We start from the raw sequence: 19,820 nt of genomic DNA, 5'->3' as shown, positions 1-19,820 counted from the left end.
ACAAAATTTATTAAAAGTAATTAAGAAGTATTTTATGTCAAAACGAAATATTGTTGTTGTTGGTACCCAGTGGGGCGATGAAGGTAAAGGTAAGATTGTTGATCTTCTAACAGATAGAGTGGCTGCGGTTGTACGTTTTCAAGGCGGTCATAATGCAGGTCATACCCTGGTGATTGATGGCAAAAAAACGGTTTTACACCTGATTCCGTCTGGAATTTTGCGTGAAGAAGTGGAATGTCTGATTGGTAATGGTGTGGTATTGGCTCCAGATGCTTTAGAGAAAGAAGTAACTCAACTTGAGGCGACAGGTTTACAGGTTCAAAGTCGTTTAAAAATCAGTGATGCCTGCCCACTTATATTAGATTATCACGTGGCTCTAGACCAAGCTCGTGAGTTAGCGCGTGGTAATAAAGCGATTGGTACTACGGGGCGTGGTATTGGACCTGCGTATGAAGATAAGGTAGCGCGACGTGGTTTACGTGCTGGCGATTTTAAAAATATGCCAGCATTTAAAGCAAAGTTAAAAGAAACTTTGGAATACCACAACTATATGATTGCAAACTATTACAAAGCGACTCCTGTTTCATTTGATGAACTTTGGGCTAAATGTGAGCGTTACAGTAAAATGATTTTACCTATGCTTGCAGATGTACCTAATTTAATCAGCGAGTACAATGCGGCAGGCAAAAACTTAATGTTTGAAGGGGCGCAAGGCACTTTGTTAGACATTGATCATGGTACTTATCCTTATGTAACCTCGTCTAACACCACTGCAGGTGGTGCAGGGCCTGGTGCAGGCATTGGGCCAACAGCGTTAGATTACATTCTTGGTATTACCAAAGCTTACGCTACGCGTGTGGGGAGTGGTCCATTTCCGACTGAGTTAGGCTATAACTGCGATACCGATGTGGGTGACCCAATTGGTAAAGAGTTAGGTACTCGTGGACATGAGTTTGGTGCAACCACTGGGCGTCAGCGTCGTTGTGGTTGGTTTGATGCTGTTGCTTTACGTCGTTCAGCACAGATTAACGGATTAACTGGAATGTGTTTAACTAAGCTGGACGTTATGGATCAGTTAGCTGAAATCAAAATCTGTGTTTCTTATGATCAGGATGGAAAAACACTTTTATTACCACCATCGAGTGCTGATGAATATGAAACTTGTGCACCAAATTATGTAACGATGCCAGGTTGGCAAACTTCAACAGTGGGTATTGAGTCGTGGGATGCTTTACCCATAGAGGCTAAAAATTACATCCAGTTTTTAGAAAAAGAGGTGGGTATTCCAGTTTCTATTTTATCTACAGGTCCTGACCGTTCAGAGACCTTGGTTATTAATGACCCATTTGCATAGTCAAAGCTAAACTGTTTAGATAAAAAAGCCCTCAAATGAGGGCTTTGCTGTTTTATATACGGCCTAAACAGATTTAACGAGTCGGTTGTAAGGGAGTTAAATAGCTTTATTCATTCACTTTAACCAATAACACGATTGATTGTTGCGGCTAATTTTTCTGGGTCAAAAGGCTTAACAATCCAGCCCGTTGCACCCAAACGTTTACCTTCGGCTTTTAACTCAGCGCTTGCTTCAGTTGTAAGCATGAGCACTGGGGTAAACTTGCTATTTGGATGTTGTCTTAACTTTTCTAAAAATTCTAAGCCCGTCATTACTGGCATATTGATATCTGAAATAATGGCATCAAATGATTGTTGTTGAATCGCTTCATAAGCTTCAAGGCCATTTTCAGCCATTGTAATATCAAATTTTTGACTTAATACTAAATTAACCAGTTTTCTCATTGAACTTGCATCATCAACATAAAGTACTTTTTTCATTTTTATCTCTTTATATGGGTCAATACAATGCTCCGCATTTTACTAAAATTTCACACTGGGTTTTTGAGGTTTTGTAAAAGGCGATTTTGTATATTAAATACTTGTTGTCATTAACATATTACCAGGCCTGGTAATCAATGCGTGCTTAAATCGTGAAATATCGAGCAAAAACTCTGAAAGAATTACAATAGGTTGGTATTATAAACAGCTCTTTTTTACGAAAACTGAACTAAAGGATTAAGCATGTTACAAGCTATTCGTGATCACGCTCAAGGGTGGATTGCTTGGGTGATTGTCGGATTAATTATTTTAACGTTTGCACTGTTTGGTATTGACCAATATGCACGTGGAGATAAAGTCGTTGTTGTTGCAGAAGTGAATGGTCAAGATATTACGGCTAATCAGTTTCTGACCTTATATAGTCGTCAGAAACAACGACTTCAACAGCAATTTGGTGACCTTTATGATCAAGTGGTTAAAGATGAAGATCTTAGAGAACAGGTTCTGGATGCTTTAGTTGAGTCCGAAGAAATTAGACAGTTTGCTGCTAGCAACAATATGGTTATTAGTGATCAGCAACTGGCTACAGCAATCCATTCTGCTGATGTTTTTCAACAAGACGGCAAGTTTTCACAAAAGGTTTATGAAGATGTTTTATTGCGAAACGGTTTAAATGTAGCGCGTTTTGAATATGAACAGCGCCAATTTTTATCTGAAAACCAATATAAAAATATTACCCTAAGCTCTGCGTTTGCAACTGAGGGTGAAGTTGAACAGTTGGCAAGCTTACAGGGTCAGCAACGTAATGTAAGTTATTTACGTGTCGATCAAAGACCTTTCTTAAAGACGGTTTCTATCAGCGATGAGCAAGTTGCTGAATCGTATAATAAAGACCTTAAAGATTATGTAGAGCCTGAAAAAGTATCGATTGATTACATTGAACTTTCTAAAGAAAAGTTAGCTGAAAAAGTGGCTGTTAGCGATGAAATCATTCAAGGCTTCTATGAAGAGAATAAAGGTCAATTTACCCTACCAGAAAAGCGTCACGCAAAACATATCCTGATTTCTGTTGAAGCCGATACCACAGAAGCTGATGAAGCGGCGATGAAAACCGTTGCTGAGGTTCAGGAAAAGTTAGCAGCGGGTGAGTCTTTTGAAGCGTTAGCTAAAGTTTACTCAAAAGACCCTGGTTCAGCGCAAACAGGTGGGGACTTAGGTACTTTTGAACAAGGAATGATGGTTCCAGAGTTTGATGAAGCAGTTTTTTCTATGAAAGAGGGTGAGGTGAGCCAACCTGTTAAAACGGATTTTGGTTATCACCTAATTAAACTGGTTAAGATTGAAGCTAAAAAACCCCAAGCGCTCGATGCCGTTAAGGCGGAAGTCACTAAACAATATCAGCTTCAACAGGCCGATATTCAATACTTTGAGCTGTTAGAAAAGCTCAATACGATTGTCTACGAACAGTCTGACAGTTTAGAGCCTGCAGCCACCGCAACAGGGTTAACGGTAGAAACATCACCATTGTTTAGTAAAGCGGGGGGTGAAGGTGCTATTCTTTCAAATGCCAAAGTCATTAATTCAGCGTTCTCTGAAGATGTTTTGAAGTCGCACCTTAATAGTACCTCTATTGATATTGCCGCAAATCATGCTGTATTTATTCGTGTTAATAAACATCAGGATGCACGTCAAAAAGAGTTGAAGGAAGTCTCTGCAATGATTAAAGAAGAGTTGACTCGTCAGGCGGCCATTGCTGAGTCGGCTAAATTAGGTGAGGCACTCTTGGCTAAAATCAATGCGGGTGAAGCGCCGGAATCTTTAATGAAAGACGGTGTTGAGTGGAATAACATTGGCTGGATAGGCCGTGATGCTCAAAACTTACTGCCTCAAATGGTTTCTGAAGCCTTTAAAACACCAAAGCCTAATGGTAAAGGTAGTTGGACAAAATTTGCTTTAGCAACAGGTGACACCATTTTGTTACAGGTTTCTGAAGTAAAGTCTGAAGCCCTAACGGCTGAGCAAAAAGCACCCCTTAAAAATGCTTTTGCAGAACTGTTTGCTAATGCAGAATTGGCGACTCGTTTAGCAGAAATGAAAAAAGAGTCTGAAGTGGTAAAAAAGGAAGTTTATAAAACCATTAAATAGTTTGTAAACCATAGTAAATAGTCGTTTATACGGCTATTTATCTCATAAAAAAACCGAACTTACCAGGCCTGGTAAGTTCGGTTTTTTATTGTCTGGAGTTTATGTTTTTGGGTTGTTAATCAGATAAATTGATAGTGTTTTCGAATGTCTTTAGAGATATCCCAATGACAACTCATACCATTAGGAAAGGTGACTAAGTCGCCCGCCTTAATAGAAACGGCTTCACCATTTTGTGGGGTAACAACCACTTCTCCTTCAAGAATGTAACAGACTTCTTTCATATCATAAGTCCAAGGAAAGGAAGAGGCTTCCTTTTCCCATATTGGCCAACTCAGTACCCCGAGTTGTTGCAGTTGTTCCTGTGTTGGATTGTTTATCACTTCAATTTTCATAACTGTTCTCTATGTAATAAAGCTTACCTAATCTTTTGGATTAAAGTAGTCACTTGGCTTATTAAAGTCATCAGATGTATCGTCATTAGATGGGCGATGTAGTGCTTGTGTGGTTTGTAAATATTTTTTACGTGACCAAATTAATCCCCAGCGTGAACCACCCACTTGATACCAAAGTAGCGCTGAACGAATACCCGCCAAAAGTAAGGCGCGAATTTTATTGGCTACACGAGCATTTTGTAAGTGGCCGTGTTGGCCATTAACCATGATTCTTGGTGAAACCACACTAACGTTTTCCGAGTAAGCTTTGGCTAGACTTGCAATGACATTTTCGTGTAAGTCGCCAAACTGTTCAGTTTGCATTTTAGCGGTTTCCAAGAGGCCAAAAATGTTGTCGAGTGGCGTACCTTGTTCTTGAAGTTTTTTAGCTAAAATCATCAGGTTTAATACATAGCGGGTAATTTCAATATTGCGGTTTTGTATCGCTTGATCTGAACTCATTTGCGCTAACAGCGTATTAACTCCTTTTTGAATGTTTTGAACATCACCACCATAAACATCTAAGGTGGCTTGTGGATTTTCAACAAACAGTGATTCAATACAGGTTTTATAAGCGAGTTCGTCGGCTTTACCTGTGGTCGCTAATTCATAGACCAGTTGAGAACATTGGTATAAGCCAATTAAGGCAATGGTTTTGTCTTGCTGTGTGTATTCACTCATAATCTGTTCTTTTTATACTCGTTCATCTAAGTTGTGTAGGCGTTGTTCAATAATACCGCCTCCTAAACAGTCGTCATCAATGTAAAATACCACTGACTGACCTGGTGCGATAGCGGTTTGTGGTTCGTCAAATTTCACCACAATTTTGCCATCTTGATGTTCAATGATTCGGCACGGTTGTTCTGCTTGGCGGTAACGAATCTTAGCTTTTAAAGGGAAGTTTAACGCTGGGCATTCACCAGAAACCCAGTCTAAAGTATCGGCCACTAAATATTGATGTTGCAACAATGGGTGTTGTTTGCCTTGTACGGCCACAAGCACATTATTTGTTAAATCTTTGTCAGCGGCATACCAAGGATCATTTCCTTTACCGTGGCCACCACCAATACCTAAACCTTTACGTTGCCCAAGCGTGTGGTACATCAAGCCATCATGTTTACCAATGACATTACCTTGATCATCGACTATATCGCCAGGTTGAGCAGGTAAAAACTGCTGTAAAAAGTCTTTGAATTTACGCTCACCAATAAAACAAATGCCTGTGCTGTCTTTTTTATCATGGGTAATAAAGCCCGCTTCTTCAGCCAACTGTCGAACAACAGGTTTTTCTAATTCACCAACTGGGAATAAAGATTTCTGTAACTGGTGTTGCTGAAGTGTATACAAAAAATAACTCTGGTCTTTATTGTCATCCAATCCTTTTAAAAGGTGACACTGATTGTTTTCATCACGCATTACACGGGTGTAGTGGCCTGTTGCAATAAAGTCGGCACCTAAAGAGAGCGCGTGCTGTAAAAAGGCTTTAAATTTAACCTCTTTGTTACACAAAATATCTGGGTTGGGTGTGCGTCCTGATTTGTATTCGGCTAAAAAGTGTTCAAAAACATTATCCCAGTATTCACCAGAGAAGTTTTCGATATGCACGGGAATATCCAGTTTTTCAGCCACCGCCATGACATCTTTTAAATCTTCAGCGGCAGGGCAGTAATCTTCTGTATCATCACCCTCCCAATTTTTCATAAACAGGCCTTCAACGTCATAGCCTTGTTGTTTCAGTAATAAAGCCGCAACAGAAGAGTCGACCCCTCCAGAAAGGCCTACAATTACTTTAGTTTTGGAGTTGTCTTGCGTTGAATTCATGGCGAGTTTATTACCTAATTTTCTATGAGATTGAATAAATGTTTTATAAATGTTCTATGAGTACTTTTTAATGGCGGTATTTTAACAGAGCGCGCGCCTAACTGCGATAAACCACACCAATCTATATTGACTGGTTTGTGAGTAAGGTAGATTCACCTAAAGCCAAATCGCCTAGTTTCCATTGCCCAATTTGCGTGCGTACTAAACGTAAGGTGGGAAAACCTACCGCCGCTGTCATTCTTCTAACTTGGCGATTTTTACCTTCGGTAATGGTCAATTCCAACCAACTGGTCGGGATATTTTTGCGTTCTCTAACAGGTGGATTACGTTCCCAAAGCCATTTTGGTTGACTCACTTTTCTTGCTTTACCAGGCCTGGTTAAACCGTCTTTTAGCTTAACGCCTTGTTGTAATTTTTTAATGGCTTCTTGGGTGATTTCACCTTCTACTTGCACCAAATAGGTTTTAGGTTGTTTGGTTTTAGGGTTAGCAATCTGTTGTTGTAACTTGCCGTCATCAGTAAGCAGTAATAAACCTTCAGAGTCACGGTCTAATCTTCCCGCCGCATAAAAACCAGGTTGGTTTATATAATCGGCAAGAGTTTCACGTTGCTCTTTAAATTCAGGCTCATCGGTAAACTGGCAAAGTACATTAAATGGTTTGTTAAATAGCAGGAGATTGGACATAAATTCAGTGCTTACTCTGTTAATCGCTCGTTAATTGCTTTTCTTGAGCGTATCAGGTGATAAAATAGGCTAAATTTTAACATTTTTTATATTAGAGACCTATGCACGAGTGGGGTGTGAAATAAAAATGCGGAAAAATTTTGCAGATTTTAGTTAAAAAATACGCATAATAGCTAGCTATTGGGCGAATTTTTTGGCTGAAAGATGTAAGATTTTAACCATTTTTAATCGTAGAGCCACTCGTGCATAGGTCTCATTAGCGCACTCAACGACGAGTCAAAGTAAACTACGGGAAATTGTATGTCAGAAAAATCCAAGATTATTTATACCTTAACCGATGAAGCACCAGCCTTAGCGACTTACTCATTTTTACCAATGGTTCAAGCCTTCACTGGTGCGGCAAACGTAGCCGTTGAGACGCGAGATATTTCATTAGCAGGTCGAATCATTGCTAATTTTCCTAGCTATTTAAAAGAAGAGCAGCGAATTGGTGATGCCTTAGCCGAATTAGGTGACATGGCCACCACGCCAGAAGCCAATATCATTAAACTTCCTAATATTTCTGCCTCTGTTCCACAGTTAGTGGCGGCGATTGCTGAACTGCAATCCCATGGTTATGCCGTTCCAAACTATCCAGCTGAACCTCAAAATGACGAAGAAAAAGCGATTAAAGCGACCTATGCTAAAGTATTAGGTTCGGCAGTCAACCCTGTTTTACGTGAAGGTAACTCAGACCGTCGTGCGCCGTTATCGGTCAAAAACTACGCTAAGAAAAACCCACACTCAATGGGCGCTTGGTCATCCGACTCAAAATCATACGTTGCTCATATGACAGGCGGCGATTTTTACGGTTCAGAAAAATCGATTACCTTGTCTGAAGAAACTACCTTTAAAATCGAATTTGTTGCTGCAGACGGTTCAGTTTCGGAGCTTAAATCGGCCGCACCGCTAAAAAGGGGTGAAGTGTTAGATGCTTCTGTGATGAGTCAGTCTGCCTTAAGAGCCTTCTTAAAAGAAGCCAAAGCCCAAGCTAAAGAAGAGGGGGTTTTATTCTCTTTACACCTAAAAGCCACCATGATGAAAGTCTCTGACCCAATCATTTTTGGTAATGCGGTTGCGGTGTATTTTGAAGACGTATTTGCCAAACATGCTGATACGTTTGCAGAAATTGGCGTTAATCTAAACAACGGTTTAGGCGATGTTTACAGCAAAATTGCTGCTCTACCTGCTGACAAACAAGCTGAGATTGAAGCCGATTTAGCCGCTGCGATTGAAGCAGGGCCAGATATTGCCATGGTCGATTCGGATAAAGGCATTACCAACCTACACATTCCGTCAGATGTGATTGTCGATGCCTCTATGCCAGCCATGATTCGTACATCAGGTCAAATGTGGAATAAAGACGGTAAACAGCAAGACACCATGGCGGTGATTCCTGACCGTTGTTACGCCAGTGTGTATGAAGAGACCATCCGTTTTTGTAAACATCATGGCGCGTTTGATCCAACCACAATGGGTTCAGTACCCAATGTCGGTTTAATGGCTCAAAAAGCAGAAGAATACGGTTCACACGATAAAACCTTTCAAGCAACAGATACAGGCACTATTCGTGCAGTAGATGCTAATGGCAATACTTTGTTAGAACAGCCAGTAGAAGAAGGCGATATCTTCCGTATGTGTCAAACTAAAGATGCACCGATTCAAGACTGGGTAAAATTAGCGGTTAACCGTGCACGTGCAACGGGTAATCCAACCGTTTTTTGGTTAGACACTCATCGTGCACATGATCACCAAATCATCGAAAAAGTAAATCAATATCTAGCGATTCACGATACTGCTGGTTTAGAAATTCATATTATGGAACCCGCAGAAGCGACTCGTTTTACATTGCGCCATATTAAAGAAGGCCAAGATGTGATTTCGGTAACGGGTAACGTATTACGTGACTACCTAACCGATTTATTCCCAATTTTAGAGTTGGGTACGTCAGCTAAAATGTTGTCTATTGTGCCGTTAATGAATGGCGGAGGTTTGTTTGAAACAGGTGCGGGTGGTTCAGCACCAAAACACGTTCAACAGTTAGTCAAAGAAAACCATTTACGTTGGGATTCTTTAGGTGAATTCTTAGCCCTAGCGGTTTCGCTAGAACACTTATCTCAAACCTTCAATAACCCAAAAGCACAAGTTTTGGCTGATGCGTTAGATAAAGCGACTGGTAAATTCCTAGACACCAATAAATCGCCATCGCGTAAAGTGGGTGAAATTGATAACCGTGGCAGCCACTTCTATTTAGCGATGTATTGGGCGCAAGAATTGGCAGCACAAAATGACGATGCCGATTTAAAAGCCCGTTTTGCCCCAGTGGCCGATGCATTAACCGCAAATGAAGCCAAAATTGTTAACGAGTTAAGTGAAGTACAAGGTAAAGCAGTCGATATCGGTGGTTACTACCAACCAAATAAGGTAGAAACCGCAATAGCCATGCGACCAAGTGATACCTTAAACGATATTATTAACGCAATTTAATTCGTTTATATTATTGAAAGACGGATTCAATCTGGTCAAAACAAACCCGCAAGAAGTTACCACACCCCGCAAGGAGGTATAAAGGCCTGGTAACTTATTGTGGGTTTTTTTATGTCTTAAATTTACGGGGTTGGTTATAGAATAATTACCAGGCCTGTTAGTTATTGAATATTTTTTATTGGAATTCTATTTATGGATTTATCGTCAATCGTTTCGCCTTTATTTAGTGTGTTTTTATATGTTATTCCTGCGGCGATTATTATTGGCCTGGTTCAGTCTCCTTGGTTTAAGGGTAAGGCGGGTGAATTTTGGGTTAATGTGATTAGCAAACTTTCTCTGAATAAACATCAATATCACTTAATAAAGGATGTGACCTTACCTACTGAAAACGGTGGAACAACGCAAATTGATCACATTATTGTTTCACCCTATGGCGTGTTTGTGGTGGAAACCAAAAATATGCAGGGATGGATTTTTGGTGGTGAATTTCAAAAAAAGTGGATACAACAACTGAATAAAAAATCCCGATATAGCTTTCAAAACCCGCTTTATCAAAATCATAAGCACGTTAAAACCCTTCAAAGCTTACTTAATCTAACGGATAATCAAGTTCATTCTATTGTGGTGTTTATTGGTACCAGCGAGTTTAAAACCGATATGCCAAAAAATGTAACTCATGGTTTAGGTTATATTCGTTTTATTAAAAGTAAAACAGAACAGGTGTTAAGCTGGAATGAGTTTGATTTGATTATTGAAAAAATTGAGTCAGGCCGATTAGTGCGATCTACAAAAACGAATAGGGAACATGTTCGACATGTTAATAATATTGTTGTGAAAAAACAGGCTTTGCCTATCTGCCCTAAATGTGGAAGTAAAATGGTTTTACGCAAAGCTAAAAAGGGCGTGAATGCTGGCAATGAATTTTTAGGTTGTAGTCGTTATCCCTCTTGTAGAGGAACTCTTCAGTTCTAGCGGTAATCTATTATGAATTTTAACTTGGTTAAAAAAATCAAAAATGCGGTTTTATTGCATCGTTTAAAACAGAGCAAAATTCCGTTGAGGTTATGGCATCAGACGATTGCTAAAATGCCAATGATGCAACGCTATTCTGCTCAAGAAAAATGGCAGTTACGTTTGTTAGCGGGTGAAGTTCTTCGATTAAAAGCGATTATTCCTGTTCAGGGTATGACTTTGACAGATGAGATTCGTATTATGATTGCCACTCAAGTGGCGATGATGGTTTTGGGGTTGGAATCTAATAACCGAATTGACTCACTTTCATGGTTACGTAATTGGAATCAAATTACGGTTTATCCAACACCGTTTCGTAATGGGCGAGAAAACTTGCTGAGTACCGATGGCTTTTTAGTGAGTTGGGCAGGCGTTGAGTCGGGTGAAACTCAGTACCAGGGCGGTATTATTATTGATTGGCAAGATAATGCCCCACACCCATTGCGAACAGAGGCTAACCAAGTTTTAATGCATGAGATGGCGCATAAATTGGATATGCTTGATGGTTATACAAACGGTCACCCACCATTGCATAAAGAGATGAGTGAGCAGACCTGGTTTAATGCTTTTGAACAGGCTTTTAGGCATCTTAATCAGCAGATTGAAAATGGAGCGCGACCTGATATAAACCCTTATGCGGCCACCAATCCAGCTGAATTTTTTGCAGTGGCAACAGAGTATTTTTTTGAAGCGCCTTATGTTTTAAACAAAGTTTACCCAGCGGTGTATCAGCAACTTGCCTTGTTTTATAAACAACAACCTCTTCAACAAACTTCAGCATTAGAAAGACGCTTGAGATAGTTAGGTTCATTCATTCGCAGCCATTCTTATTCATGCTCATTTAAGGTTTTTTTAGTTTCTTAGCAAGGTGTCTAAGTGATTGACCACATCTGCCCAGTCGGCATCATTATCTATTGATTCCTTTAAGAATTGCGATTGAGATTCTGACCAAAAGCTGGCCTGATGTAACATTAATTTTGCGTTCAGTGGTGCATGTTTGTTTATAAAACCATCTATGGATTGCTGACTATTTTCTAGGCCTAACTGAGCAAATAAAGCGGCTAAGTCATGTGTTGGTGCTTCCATCATTAACTCCTTTATATTTTGTGAGTGCATATCAATGTGCATATTAATGTATATAACAACGTACAAAACAACACACATAATAAATTGTACGCTTAGTTGGCATGGTGAGCAAAATTAGGTTAAAACTCAAGTCACCACACCCCGCAAGGGGGTATAAAGGCCTGGTAAAAGGGTGTAGTTTAAAAGTTAAGTGCTTTTATTAAGTAATCTCACTTAAAATCCATTCGTGCAAATGGTGTTTAAGGTGTGAAAGTTTATGACCATCAATCACCCCCACATTTAATAAGTTGGCTTTGGGTAGGTTTGCGCCAATGACCTCAGTGGTAATTAATAAGGAGTGTGCTGTGGTGCCACCCAGGCGATTTCTTAGGCTATCTAACCGTTGTAGATGTAAGTTAATGTTGACGTTATTGCCTGTTTTGCACTCCACCACAAACAGTTGGTTGTTTGCTAAAAACAGCACATCGGCTTCATCGTAGGCATTTTGACGTTGCAGCTTAACGCCAAACGCCACTTCTTTAATTTTTTCAACTTCTGTTTTAAGCTCTAAAAGTGTTCGGTAGGCGTAATACTCTAACCAGCCCCCTTCAAAAAAGGTTCGTTTCCAACTGTCTTGTTCAGGAAGTGGGTAGATTTCATGGTTTTCAAACTTGAGATGTAGCACATTTTGGTTGTGTAATTTTCTTAAAAAACCAAGTAGAAGATCGGCTTTTAAACGCGAGTGGGTGTTGTGGATGTCATTTAGATAATAGTGTTCATTATTTTTGATTAACTTTACCGACTTACCACGTGCAAAACGGGTAGAGAAGTGTTGGTAAGTTTTAAGTGCATGTTGTTGTAATATGATTTTTTGTATCGCATTAACCAGACTATTGGCAAAACTTGCTTGGCTGGGTGTTAATTTAACTGGGTAAGAGTACTCAATGCCATGTGCATGTAAAAACTCTTCAAGTTGCATGTTTTCTGCAATATTAAATTCTGGTAACCCGCTGGGTTGAATCCATTTAAACTGGTCATTGGGTAATAGGTAGTAAAGGCCAACGGGTGTGTTTTCAAAAGCCTTAAAAGCACCTAATGTATAAAGTTTATTTGCGCAACTTAGATTAATTGAGAGTGTTTCATAAGGTATTTCTTGAACCAATAATTGCAGGTCATTGACGATAGAGGGGATTTCAAAAGCAGGTTCTATTAGGTAAATATCGGCTTTAATTCTGTGTGCATTGTAAATTTTTTTGAGTCGTTGTGCATTTTCCAATAGGTTTTCTGAATAGATAATTAATACACGTTTAACGGTGAGTCTTTCATCGAGTATGGGTGCAAGATTGGGTGTCATTTCTCGGTCTGCAAAAACGATATGCGTGCAATATTGCTTTAATGACGTCATCTTGTTGCTAAGCATTTTGATTGTGTTTTCCATTAAAATGATGAATTTGAATACTTTAGCATGAAAGTGCCCCGATTGTTTTAGAGGTAAAATATTTTCATCCTGCTTGATTATGTTTCATAATAATGGGTATTCTTGAATTTAGGGTGAGATTAGAACAGTGGATTATTTAGCACTTTTACAACCTGCGCTTGAACAGGCCGAGCAGGGCTTTAAAGAAGGCGGTGTACCTGTTGGTGCTGCGATGTTTGATTCAAGGGGTAATCTTATAAGCTTAGGTCGCAATCGACGTGTTCAAGATAATGACCCGTCTATTCATGGCGAAACCGATGCTTTTAGAAAAGCGGGGCGTCAAAAAACTTATCAAGACAAAATATTGGTTACTACGCTTGCCCCTTGTTGGTACTGTTCGGGATTAATTCGCCAGTTTAATATAGGCACAGTAGTAGTGGGTGAGTCGCATAATTTTTCAGGCCATTTAGAATGGCTGCGTGATGCAGGCGTTAAGGTAGTTGAGTTAAATGACCAGGCCTGTATAAATTTGATGAAACAGTTTATAGAAGCAAATCCTGAAATATGGAATGAAGATATTGGGGAGTGTGACTGCACGCATGATTAAACGGATTTCAGGGCTCATTTCACTTTTATTTGTGTGCGCTTTACAGGCAGAAGATAGCACTTTAAAACCGATTACGCTGCAACTTAAATGGCACCACCAATTTCAGTTTGCAGGTTATTACGCCGCCATTGAAAAAGGTTTTTATAAAGAGGTTGGTTTAGAAGTTTCTTTGCTTGAGGCAAAGCCTGGTATTGATCCAATCAGTGTTGTACTCAATAAGCAGGCGGATTTTGGCGTAGGAACCAGTGATTTGGTTTTAGCCTTTCATAAAGGTGATCCAATTACCATTTTAGGCGTGATTATGCAGCATTCGCCATTAAATCTAATGACCCTGTCTGAATCAAATATTAATCATGTTCACAAATTTATTGGCAAACGGTTAATGATAGAACCTAACTCCGCCGAGTTATTTGCTTATATGCAGTCTGAAGGTATTCATCAATCTGCACTTACCCTAGAAACCCACTCGCATAATGTTAACGATTTGATTAACAGTAAAGCAGATGTTATGTCTGTTTACAGTACTGATGAGCCTTATATATTAGCTGAACAAGGAATTAGATTTCAGCTATTCTCTCCACGAATGAGTGGTATCGATTTTTATGGTGATAATTTCTTTACATTGCAAAGTTTAGTTGAAAAAGACCCACAGTTGGTTCGCAACTTCTACCAAGCGACCATCAAAGGTTGGAAGTATGCGATGTCGCATCAAGAAGAGATAGTGCAGCTAATTTACCAAAAGTATTCGCAACAAAAGAGTTTAGAGCACCTAAGATTTGAAGCCAAGTCAATGGACGAGTTGATGATGCCAAAGTTAATTGAACCAGGTTATATGACAGAAGGACGTTGGCGTCATATTGCGGATACTTATCACAGCCTTGGTATCCTGCCCGAAAAAATCAACTTACAAGGTTTGTTGTATCAACCCAACTATGATTTTGAATATGCTCAGTTACAAGAACAATTAAAATATATTGCTTTAGTTTTTATAGTTTTACTCGTTTTAATTATCGGTTTAACCCGACTTTATCGTACAACACATGCTCGAAAAGAGCAGTTGGACACCATCTTTATGGAGTCGCCACTAAGTTTGATTGTTATGGATAAAGCAGGCAATGTGCAAAAGTGGAACCGACAAGCGGAGAAAACGTTTCTTTGGAAAGAGAAAGACGTTATAGGCAAAAGCTTGGTAGAGCTTTTGGTGCCAGAAAAAGATCAAACAAAGGTTGCTGAGGTTTTGGCCAATACAAAAGAAAGTAGGGCATCGGTGGTTTCAGAAAATAGGAATGTACGCAAAGATGGCAGTGAGATTATGTGTGAGTGGGTAAATGCGCCTTATCAAAATGCACTGTCTAATGAAACCGATATCATTTGTATGGCTCGAGACATTACTAAACGTAAGGCGCTTGAGGCTAAACTCTATGAAGCTGCGCAGTTTGACTGGCTAACAGGGATAGCCAACAGTAATATGTTGTCGCAACTAATGAAACAGCAATTAGTTGAAAGTAAACGTGATAAAAGTCACTTTGCTCTACTGTTTATAGATATTGATGACTATAAGCAAGTGAATGATCTCTATGGTCACCTAGTTGGTGATGAAGTATTAAAAGTCGTTGCCCAGCGCCTTAGAAATAGTATTCGAGAAAGTGATATTGTTGGACGTTATGCAGGCGATGAATTTGTTATTTTACTACGTGGTATTGAAACAGATATTGAAGTAGATGCGTTGGTTAAAAAAATTATGAATGAATTTATACCGCTTATTCATTTAAATGAGGTGAGTCTACAAGTTAGGATTAGTATTGGCTCCAGTATTTACCCTCAAGATAGTGACGATATAGAGGGCTTAATTCAGTACGCCGATAAAGAGATGTACCATGCCAAAACAATCAATAAAGCCAAGCATAAAGCTAAAGAAAATCGTTAATTAAACGTAAAAATTTAACGATAAATTTAGTCAGTTTTAAAGTTGAGTTTAGAATTTTACGTCAAAAACCATGCTATCAGTAATAACATTCTGCAAACTGGCAACCTCCCCGTGTATCATAGTTGCCTATGAAATACTCAAGATTACCTTTCACCCTTCGATGCAGATAACACGATTATGAAAACCCCTGAAAGAATACTCCCTTTAGTTGAAGATGGACTTGTTGACGAAGTTATTCGCCGTTTAATGAGCGGTAAAGAAGCTGATGTATATATGGTACGTTGTGGTGATGAGATTCGCTGTGCCAAAGTGTATAAAGAAGCCAGTAAACGTAGCTTTAAAAAAGCAGTTGAATACCAAGAGGGGCGTAAGGTTAAAAATAGCCGACGTGCCCGAGCCATGCAAAAAGGTTCTAAGTTTGGTCGCCAACAACAAGAGGATATTTGGCAAAACGCAGAGGTAGATGCACTTTATAAGTTGGCACAAGTTGGCGTAAGAGTACCTGAGCCTTATGGCTGTTTTGACGGTGTTTTGTTAATGGAACTGATTACCGATGAAGACGGAGATGTCGCACCGCGTTTAAATGATGTTTCTATGACCGCAGAACAAGCCATAGAAGACCATGCCGAAGTAATGCACTATGTGATGCTGATGTTATCGGTAGGTCTGATTCACGGCGATTTATCTGAATTTAATGTGCTAGTGGATGAATATGGCCCTGTGATTATTGATTTACCACAAGCGGTCAATGCGGCAGCCAATAACAATGCTAAACGTATGCTGACGCGTGATATTGATAATATGACCAACTATTACGCACAGTTTGCGCCTGAGCTTAAAAATACCCAATACGCAAAAGAGATTTGGGCCTTGTTTGAAGCGGGAGAGTTAAGCCAAGAAACCCAATTAACAGGCGTGTTTGATGAACAAGAAAAAGACGCTGATGTGGATTCGGTAATGCTTGAAATTAAGGCCGCTTTAGAAGAAGAGCAAGCTCGCCAAGAACGTTTAAAAGCCGCTTTAGAAGATTAAAATTTTTAACCACGATGTCACGAAGACACGAAGTTTTTTTAAAAAAAATAGTTGGTGAATAGCTTTAAAGCATTTGTAAACGGTGTATTGAATAGATTTTTTTAAGTAATCGAATGTGCTTTACCTCTCATTAAATCTTCGTGACTTCGTGTCTTAGTGGTGATTTAAAACAATATCAAAATAAGAAATAGAAGAACCATGGCAAAAAAATATTATGTAGTTTGGGCAGGTAGAAAACCTGGAATTTATACCGATTGGAACAGTTGTAAAGCTCAAGTAGATAAGTTTGCGGGTGCCAAATATAAATCGTTTCCAACCCAAGCGGAAGCCGAACAAGCCTTTGGTGGTAAAACCACTCAACCCACCTCTAAAACTCAATCTTCAGTAAAAAAGAAACCCGCTGTTAATGGGATTAAAACCTACACGGCCGCTGAAATTGATACGATGGATTTAGAGGTTAAGATTTTTACCGATGGCGGTTGCGATCCTAATCCAGGCCAGGCAGGTTCAGGTATGGCGGTTTACCGTAATAATCAAATTGCAGAACTTTGGTATGGTTTATATAACCCCATGGGCACAAACAATACCGCCGAATTAAATGCCTTACACCAAGCGTTAATGATGGCCAAAACAGAAACCGAAAAGGGTCGCTCTGTGGTCATTTTTTGTGATTCTAAATACTCTATTCAATGTGTTACTCAGTGGGCGATTGGTTGGGAGAAAAAGGGCTGGAAAAAGTCAGGCGGAGAAATTAAAAATCTTGAACTCATTCAAGCGATGTTTAAATTACATCAAACCTTAAAAGGTAAAATTCAAGTGCTACATGTTAATGGGCATGTTGGCGTTGAAGGTAATGAATTGGCCGACAGAATGTCTATGGTGGCGATTGCCGAAAAAGAGACCGCTTTTGCACGTTATCCAGAACCTATTGAGGTCGCTGAAATATTAAAGATGCAGGCGGGTTAGGTTACGATTAACGGTTTTATTATCCAGATTAGATTTACAAAAAAAACAGCAGGTTTCACGCAAGGCTTTACAGGCCTGGTAAGTTAATTATTGATCAATAAGTTGATTAGGCATCACAAAACACCAAAGGAATATTTCCATGAATAATAGCAATAGCATAGCAGAGCCGATTAAATTGACTGAGTACAGTCATGGAGCGGGTTGTGGCTGTAAAATTTCGCCCATGGTGTTAGACAGTATTTTAAAAACCTCTATGAAAATTGTGCCAAATCCAAACTTATTAGTGGGCAACAGCACCAAAGATGATGCTGCGGCCTATGATTTGGGTAATGGCACTTCAGTATTAAGTACCACTGACTTTTTTATGCCTATTGTGGATGACCCTTTTACCTTTGGGCAAATTGCCGCTACCAATGCGATTAGTGATATTTACGCCATGGGCGGTAAGCCTTTGATGGCGATTGCCATTTTTGGTTGGCCGATTGATATTTTACCTCCTGAGATTGGGCAGCAAGTCATAGATGGTGGCCGAGCTACTTGTGAAGCCGCGGGAATTCCTTTAGCAGGAGGACACTCCATTGATGCACCCGAACCGATTTTTGGTTTGGCGGTAACCGGGATTGTAGATAATAAACACCTTAAAAAGAACGCCTCTGCCGAAGCAGGTTGTGAGCTGTTTTTAACCAAACCTGTGGGGATTGGTATTTTAACCACCGCACAAAAACAGAAAAAGATTCAGCCAGAACATTTAGATATGGCGATTAAAGCGATGACTACCTTAAATAAACCAGGCACTGATTTTGCCCAAATTGATGGGGTAACTGCACTGACCGATGTAACTGGGTTTGGTATTTTGGGTCACTTAATTGAAATTTGTGAAGGCAGTGGCATAGCCGCGCAAATTAAATTTGATCAGGTCCCGATTTTGCCCAATGTATTAAATTATTTACAACAAGGCTGTACGCCAGGTGGAACAGGGCGTAACTACGCCAGTTATGGACATAAGGTATCGCCCGCAGAAGGTGTCTTAACTGAAACCCAAAAAATGATTTTGTGTGACCCACAAACCTCTGGTGGCTTACTGGCGGTGGTTCGCCAAGAGGCGGTGGCTGAATTTAAGGCGGTTGCGGCTGAGCATGGTTTAAAACTGCAATCAATTGGTCAAACCGTTTCAGCGGATTCACAATCGCACTGCGTAGAGGTCATTTAATGGCGGCGGCAATTACCGAATTTACAGGCGAATTACCACAAACCGATGATTTTAAATCGATTGTGCTTAACCAAACACCATTAATCGATGTTCGTGCGCCTGTGGAGTTTAATCAGGGTGCGTTTGCTTCATCGGTTAACTTGCCTTTAATGAATGATGAAGAGCGCCATAAAGTGGGAGTGTGCTACAAACAGCATGGCAATGCAGCGGCGGTAAAGCTGGGTCATCAGTTAGTCAATGAGAGCGCAAGAGCACCTAGGGTAAAATCGTGGATTCAGTTTATGGAGGCCTACCCAGAGGCGATGTTGTATTGTTTTAGAGGAGGAATGCGCTCTAAAATTTCGCAACAATGGTTGCAAGATGCTGGCCGAGAAATTGTGCGTTTAAAAGGTGGGTATAAAGCGTTTAGACGCTATTTAATTGATTATTTAGATCACTTACCAGGCCTGCTAGAACAAAAAAAGATTCAACCGATTGTTTTGGCAGGACGAACTGGTTCAGGTAAAACCATTGCCATTCATCAACTCAATAACACCATTGATTTAGAAGGATTAGCGCATCACCGTGGCTCAGCTTTTGGTCGTCACGCCACCCCCCAACCGACCCAAATCAATTTTGAAAACAATTTGGCAATGGCTTTAATCCGTTTTATGGAAAACGACTCATCACGTTTGGTTATTGAAGATGAAGGACGAAATATTGGTTCGGTTAATTTTTCTAAAGAGTTATTTGCATGCTTAAAAAGTGGCTCAAGGGTAGTTGTTGAAACGCCAATGAAAGAGCGTATAGCGATTACACTTGATGAATACGTGGTGCAGGCTCAAAAAGAATACGCCAATATCAACGACTGGGAAGCTTTTATGCGTGCCGCTATGCAACGTATTCAAAAGCGCTTGGGCGGTGAGCGCTATCAAAGGGTTCTAAGTCAATTTGACTTTGCTATGCAAGCCCAGTTAAACCAAAACTCAATAGAAGAACACCAGGCCTGGATAGAAACACTATTGGCGGAATATTACGACCCAATGTACGACTATCAAATGCAAAAGAATAACCATTCGGTTACTTTTAAAGGCTCTATTCAAGAAGTGGTTGAGTATCTAAAATAAATGAATCTTTTAATGTTAGCTACTCAGAACTGAATTCG

18 protein-coding genes are annotated in these 19,820 nt (G+C 39.8%); 11 read left to right on the top strand and 7 right to left on the bottom strand.

Annotated features, from left to right (window positions below; translation table 11 throughout):
• Positions 1-34 precede the first annotated feature (34 nt).
• The gene (locus A379_RS01770; RefSeq protein ID WP_040725277.1) at positions 35-1,354 is read left to right on the top strand and encodes an adenylosuccinate synthase; all 1,320 of its coding nucleotides are present in this window, start codon (positions 35-37) and stop codon (positions 1,352-1,354) included.
• A 119-nt stretch (positions 1,355-1,473) separates the two neighbouring features.
• On the opposite strand, the gene A379_RS01765 is transcribed toward A379_RS01770, so the two are convergent.
• Positions 1,474-1,833, bottom strand: a complete 360-nt coding sequence (locus A379_RS01765; protein WP_040725276.1) for a response regulator — start codon at positions 1,831-1,833, stop codon at positions 1,474-1,476.
• A 243-nt stretch (positions 1,834-2,076) separates the two neighbouring features.
• Between A379_RS01765 and A379_RS01760 the strand changes: the two genes are divergently transcribed.
• Entirely contained in the window at positions 2,077-3,978 is a 1,902-nt protein-coding gene (locus A379_RS01760) for a SurA N-terminal domain-containing protein (RefSeq protein ID WP_040725275.1), read from the top strand.
• Between the two features lie 119 nt (positions 3,979-4,097).
• On the opposite strand, the gene A379_RS01755 is transcribed toward A379_RS01760, so the two are convergent.
• From A379_RS01755 to A379_RS01740, 4 genes are all read right to left on the bottom strand, one after another.
• Positions 4,098-4,370, bottom strand: coding sequence for a cupin domain-containing protein (locus A379_RS01755; protein ID WP_040725272.1), 273 nt, complete (start codon positions 4,368-4,370; stop codon positions 4,098-4,100).
• 27 nt (positions 4,371-4,397) lie between these two features.
• Positions 4,398-5,090: a high frequency lysogenization protein HflD gene (gene hflD, locus A379_RS01750; RefSeq protein WP_040725270.1), complete on the bottom strand. Its 693-nt coding sequence runs from the start codon at positions 5,088-5,090 to the stop codon at positions 4,398-4,400.
• Positions 5,091-5,102: 12 nt separating this feature from the next.
• Positions 5,103-6,230, bottom strand: a complete 1,128-nt coding sequence (mnmA, locus tag A379_RS01745) for a tRNA 2-thiouridine(34) synthase MnmA (protein ID WP_040725268.1) — start codon at positions 6,228-6,230, stop codon at positions 5,103-5,105.
• A gap of 121 nt (positions 6,231-6,351) precedes the next feature.
• A complete protein-coding gene (locus A379_RS01740; RefSeq protein WP_040725265.1) occupies positions 6,352-6,915 on the bottom strand; it encodes an rRNA large subunit pseudouridine synthase E in 564 nt (187 codons plus the stop codon).
• Between the two features lie 300 nt (positions 6,916-7,215).
• On the opposite strand from A379_RS01740, the gene A379_RS01735 reads away from it, so the two are divergent.
• From A379_RS01735 to A379_RS01725, 3 genes are all read left to right on the top strand, one after another.
• Entirely contained in the window at positions 7,216-9,441 is a 2,226-nt protein-coding gene (locus A379_RS01735; protein ID WP_040725263.1) for an NADP-dependent isocitrate dehydrogenase, read from the top strand.
• Between the two features lie 192 nt (positions 9,442-9,633).
• On the top strand, positions 9,634-10,413 hold the full coding sequence (locus tag A379_RS01730; RefSeq protein WP_040725261.1) for a nuclease-related domain-containing protein: 780 nt from the start codon (positions 9,634-9,636) through the stop codon (positions 10,411-10,413).
• 12 nt (positions 10,414-10,425) lie between these two features.
• The gene (locus A379_RS01725; protein WP_051144905.1) at positions 10,426-11,253 is read left to right on the top strand and encodes a zinc-dependent peptidase; all 828 of its coding nucleotides are present in this window, start codon (positions 10,426-10,428) and stop codon (positions 11,251-11,253) included.
• Positions 11,254-11,304: 51 nt separating this feature from the next.
• On the opposite strand, the gene A379_RS01720 is transcribed toward A379_RS01725, so the two are convergent.
• Both A379_RS01720 and A379_RS01715 read right to left on the bottom strand, forming a co-directional pair.
• Complete coding sequence (locus A379_RS01720; protein ID WP_040725259.1) at positions 11,305-11,538, bottom strand: DUF2789 domain-containing protein; 234 nt, start codon at positions 11,536-11,538, stop codon at positions 11,305-11,307.
• A 199-nt stretch (positions 11,539-11,737) separates the two neighbouring features.
• The gene (locus A379_RS01715; RefSeq protein ID WP_157832330.1) at positions 11,738-12,937 is read right to left on the bottom strand and encodes a Card1-like endonuclease domain-containing protein; all 1,200 of its coding nucleotides are present in this window, start codon (positions 12,935-12,937) and stop codon (positions 11,738-11,740) included.
• A 145-nt stretch (positions 12,938-13,082) separates the two neighbouring features.
• Here A379_RS01715 and A379_RS01710 point away from each other — a divergent pair, with 145 nt between their 5' ends.
• The 6 genes from A379_RS01710 to mnmH all read left to right on the top strand — a co-directional run bounded on the left by A379_RS01710 (position 13,083) and on the right by mnmH (position 19,782).
• Positions 13,083-13,541, top strand: coding sequence for a nucleoside deaminase (locus A379_RS01710; RefSeq protein WP_081696304.1), 459 nt, complete (start codon positions 13,083-13,085; stop codon positions 13,539-13,541).
• Complete coding sequence (locus A379_RS01705) at positions 13,504-15,468, top strand: diguanylate cyclase domain-containing protein (protein WP_081696303.1); 1,965 nt, start codon at positions 13,504-13,506, stop codon at positions 15,466-15,468. Before A379_RS01710 ends, A379_RS01705 begins: the two co-directional genes overlap by 38 nt.
• A 177-nt stretch (positions 15,469-15,645) precedes the next feature.
• The gene (locus A379_RS01700; protein WP_040725249.1) at positions 15,646-16,500 is read left to right on the top strand and encodes a PA4780 family RIO1-like protein kinase; all 855 of its coding nucleotides are present in this window, start codon (positions 15,646-15,648) and stop codon (positions 16,498-16,500) included.
• A 198-nt stretch (positions 16,501-16,698) separates the two neighbouring features.
• Complete coding sequence (locus tag A379_RS01695; RefSeq protein WP_040725246.1) at positions 16,699-17,466, top strand: viroplasmin family protein; 768 nt, start codon at positions 16,699-16,701, stop codon at positions 17,464-17,466.
• 157 nt (positions 17,467-17,623) lie between these two features.
• Positions 17,624-18,676, top strand: coding sequence for a selenide, water dikinase SelD (gene selD / locus A379_RS01690; RefSeq protein ID WP_040728521.1), 1,053 nt, complete (start codon positions 17,624-17,626; stop codon positions 18,674-18,676).
• On the top strand, positions 18,676-19,782 hold the full coding sequence (gene mnmH / locus A379_RS01685; RefSeq protein ID WP_051144904.1) for a tRNA 2-selenouridine(34) synthase MnmH: 1,107 nt from the start codon (positions 18,676-18,678) through the stop codon (positions 19,780-19,782). Before selD ends, mnmH begins: the two co-directional genes overlap by 1 nt.
• Positions 19,783-19,820: the final 38 nt, after the last annotated feature.

Origin of the sequence: Thiomicrorhabdus sp. Kp2 (assembly GCF_000478585.1) — a bacterium.
Taxonomy (GTDB): Bacteria; Pseudomonadota; Gammaproteobacteria; order Thiomicrospirales; family Thiomicrospiraceae; genus Thiomicrorhabdus.
The sequence above is the reverse complement of the archived record's forward strand: the minus strand, read 5'-3'. Positions and strand labels throughout refer to the sequence as shown.

What these genes read in the sequence shown, in the direction of transcription:
- A379_RS01730 (WP_040725261.1), top strand. Translation starts at nt 9,634, where the DNA reads ATGGATTTATCGTCAATCGTTTCGCCTTTATTTAGTGTGTTTTTATAT.
- hflD (WP_040725270.1), bottom strand. Translation starts at nt 5,090, where the DNA reads ATGAGTGAATACACACAGCAAGACAAAACCATTGCCTTAATTGGCTTA.
- mnmA (WP_040725268.1), bottom strand. Translation starts at nt 6,230, where the DNA reads ATGAATTCAACGCAAGACAACTCCAAAACTAAAGTAATTGTAGGCCTT.
- A379_RS01700 (WP_040725249.1), top strand. Translation starts at nt 15,646, where the DNA reads ATGAAAACCCCTGAAAGAATACTCCCTTTAGTTGAAGATGGACTTGTT.
- A379_RS01715 (WP_157832330.1), bottom strand. Translation starts at nt 12,937, where the DNA reads ATGCTTAGCAACAAGATGACGTCATTAAAGCAATATTGCACGCATATC.
- A379_RS01695 (WP_040725246.1), top strand. Translation starts at nt 16,699, where the DNA reads ATGGCAAAAAAATATTATGTAGTTTGGGCAGGTAGAAAACCTGGAATT.
- mnmH (WP_051144904.1), top strand. Translation starts at nt 18,676, where the DNA reads ATGGCGGCGGCAATTACCGAATTTACAGGCGAATTACCACAAACCGAT.
- A379_RS01705 (WP_081696303.1), top strand. Translation starts at nt 13,504, where the DNA reads ATGAAGATATTGGGGAGTGTGACTGCACGCATGATTAAACGGATTTCA.
- A379_RS01770 (WP_040725277.1), top strand. Translation starts at nt 35, where the DNA reads ATGTCAAAACGAAATATTGTTGTTGTTGGTACCCAGTGGGGCGATGAA.
- A379_RS01765 (WP_040725276.1), bottom strand. Translation starts at nt 1,833, where the DNA reads ATGAAAAAAGTACTTTATGTTGATGATGCAAGTTCAATGAGAAAACTG.
- A379_RS01760 (WP_040725275.1), top strand. Translation starts at nt 2,077, where the DNA reads ATGTTACAAGCTATTCGTGATCACGCTCAAGGGTGGATTGCTTGGGTG.
- A379_RS01720 (WP_040725259.1), bottom strand. Translation starts at nt 11,538, where the DNA reads ATGGAAGCACCAACACATGACTTAGCCGCTTTATTTGCTCAGTTAGGC.
- A379_RS01725 (WP_051144905.1), top strand. Translation starts at nt 10,426, where the DNA reads ATGAATTTTAACTTGGTTAAAAAAATCAAAAATGCGGTTTTATTGCAT.
- A379_RS01740 (WP_040725265.1), bottom strand. Translation starts at nt 6,915, where the DNA reads ATGTCCAATCTCCTGCTATTTAACAAACCATTTAATGTACTTTGCCAG.
- A379_RS01755 (WP_040725272.1), bottom strand. Translation starts at nt 4,370, where the DNA reads ATGAAAATTGAAGTGATAAACAATCCAACACAGGAACAACTGCAACAA.
- A379_RS01735 (WP_040725263.1), top strand. Translation starts at nt 7,216, where the DNA reads ATGTCAGAAAAATCCAAGATTATTTATACCTTAACCGATGAAGCACCA.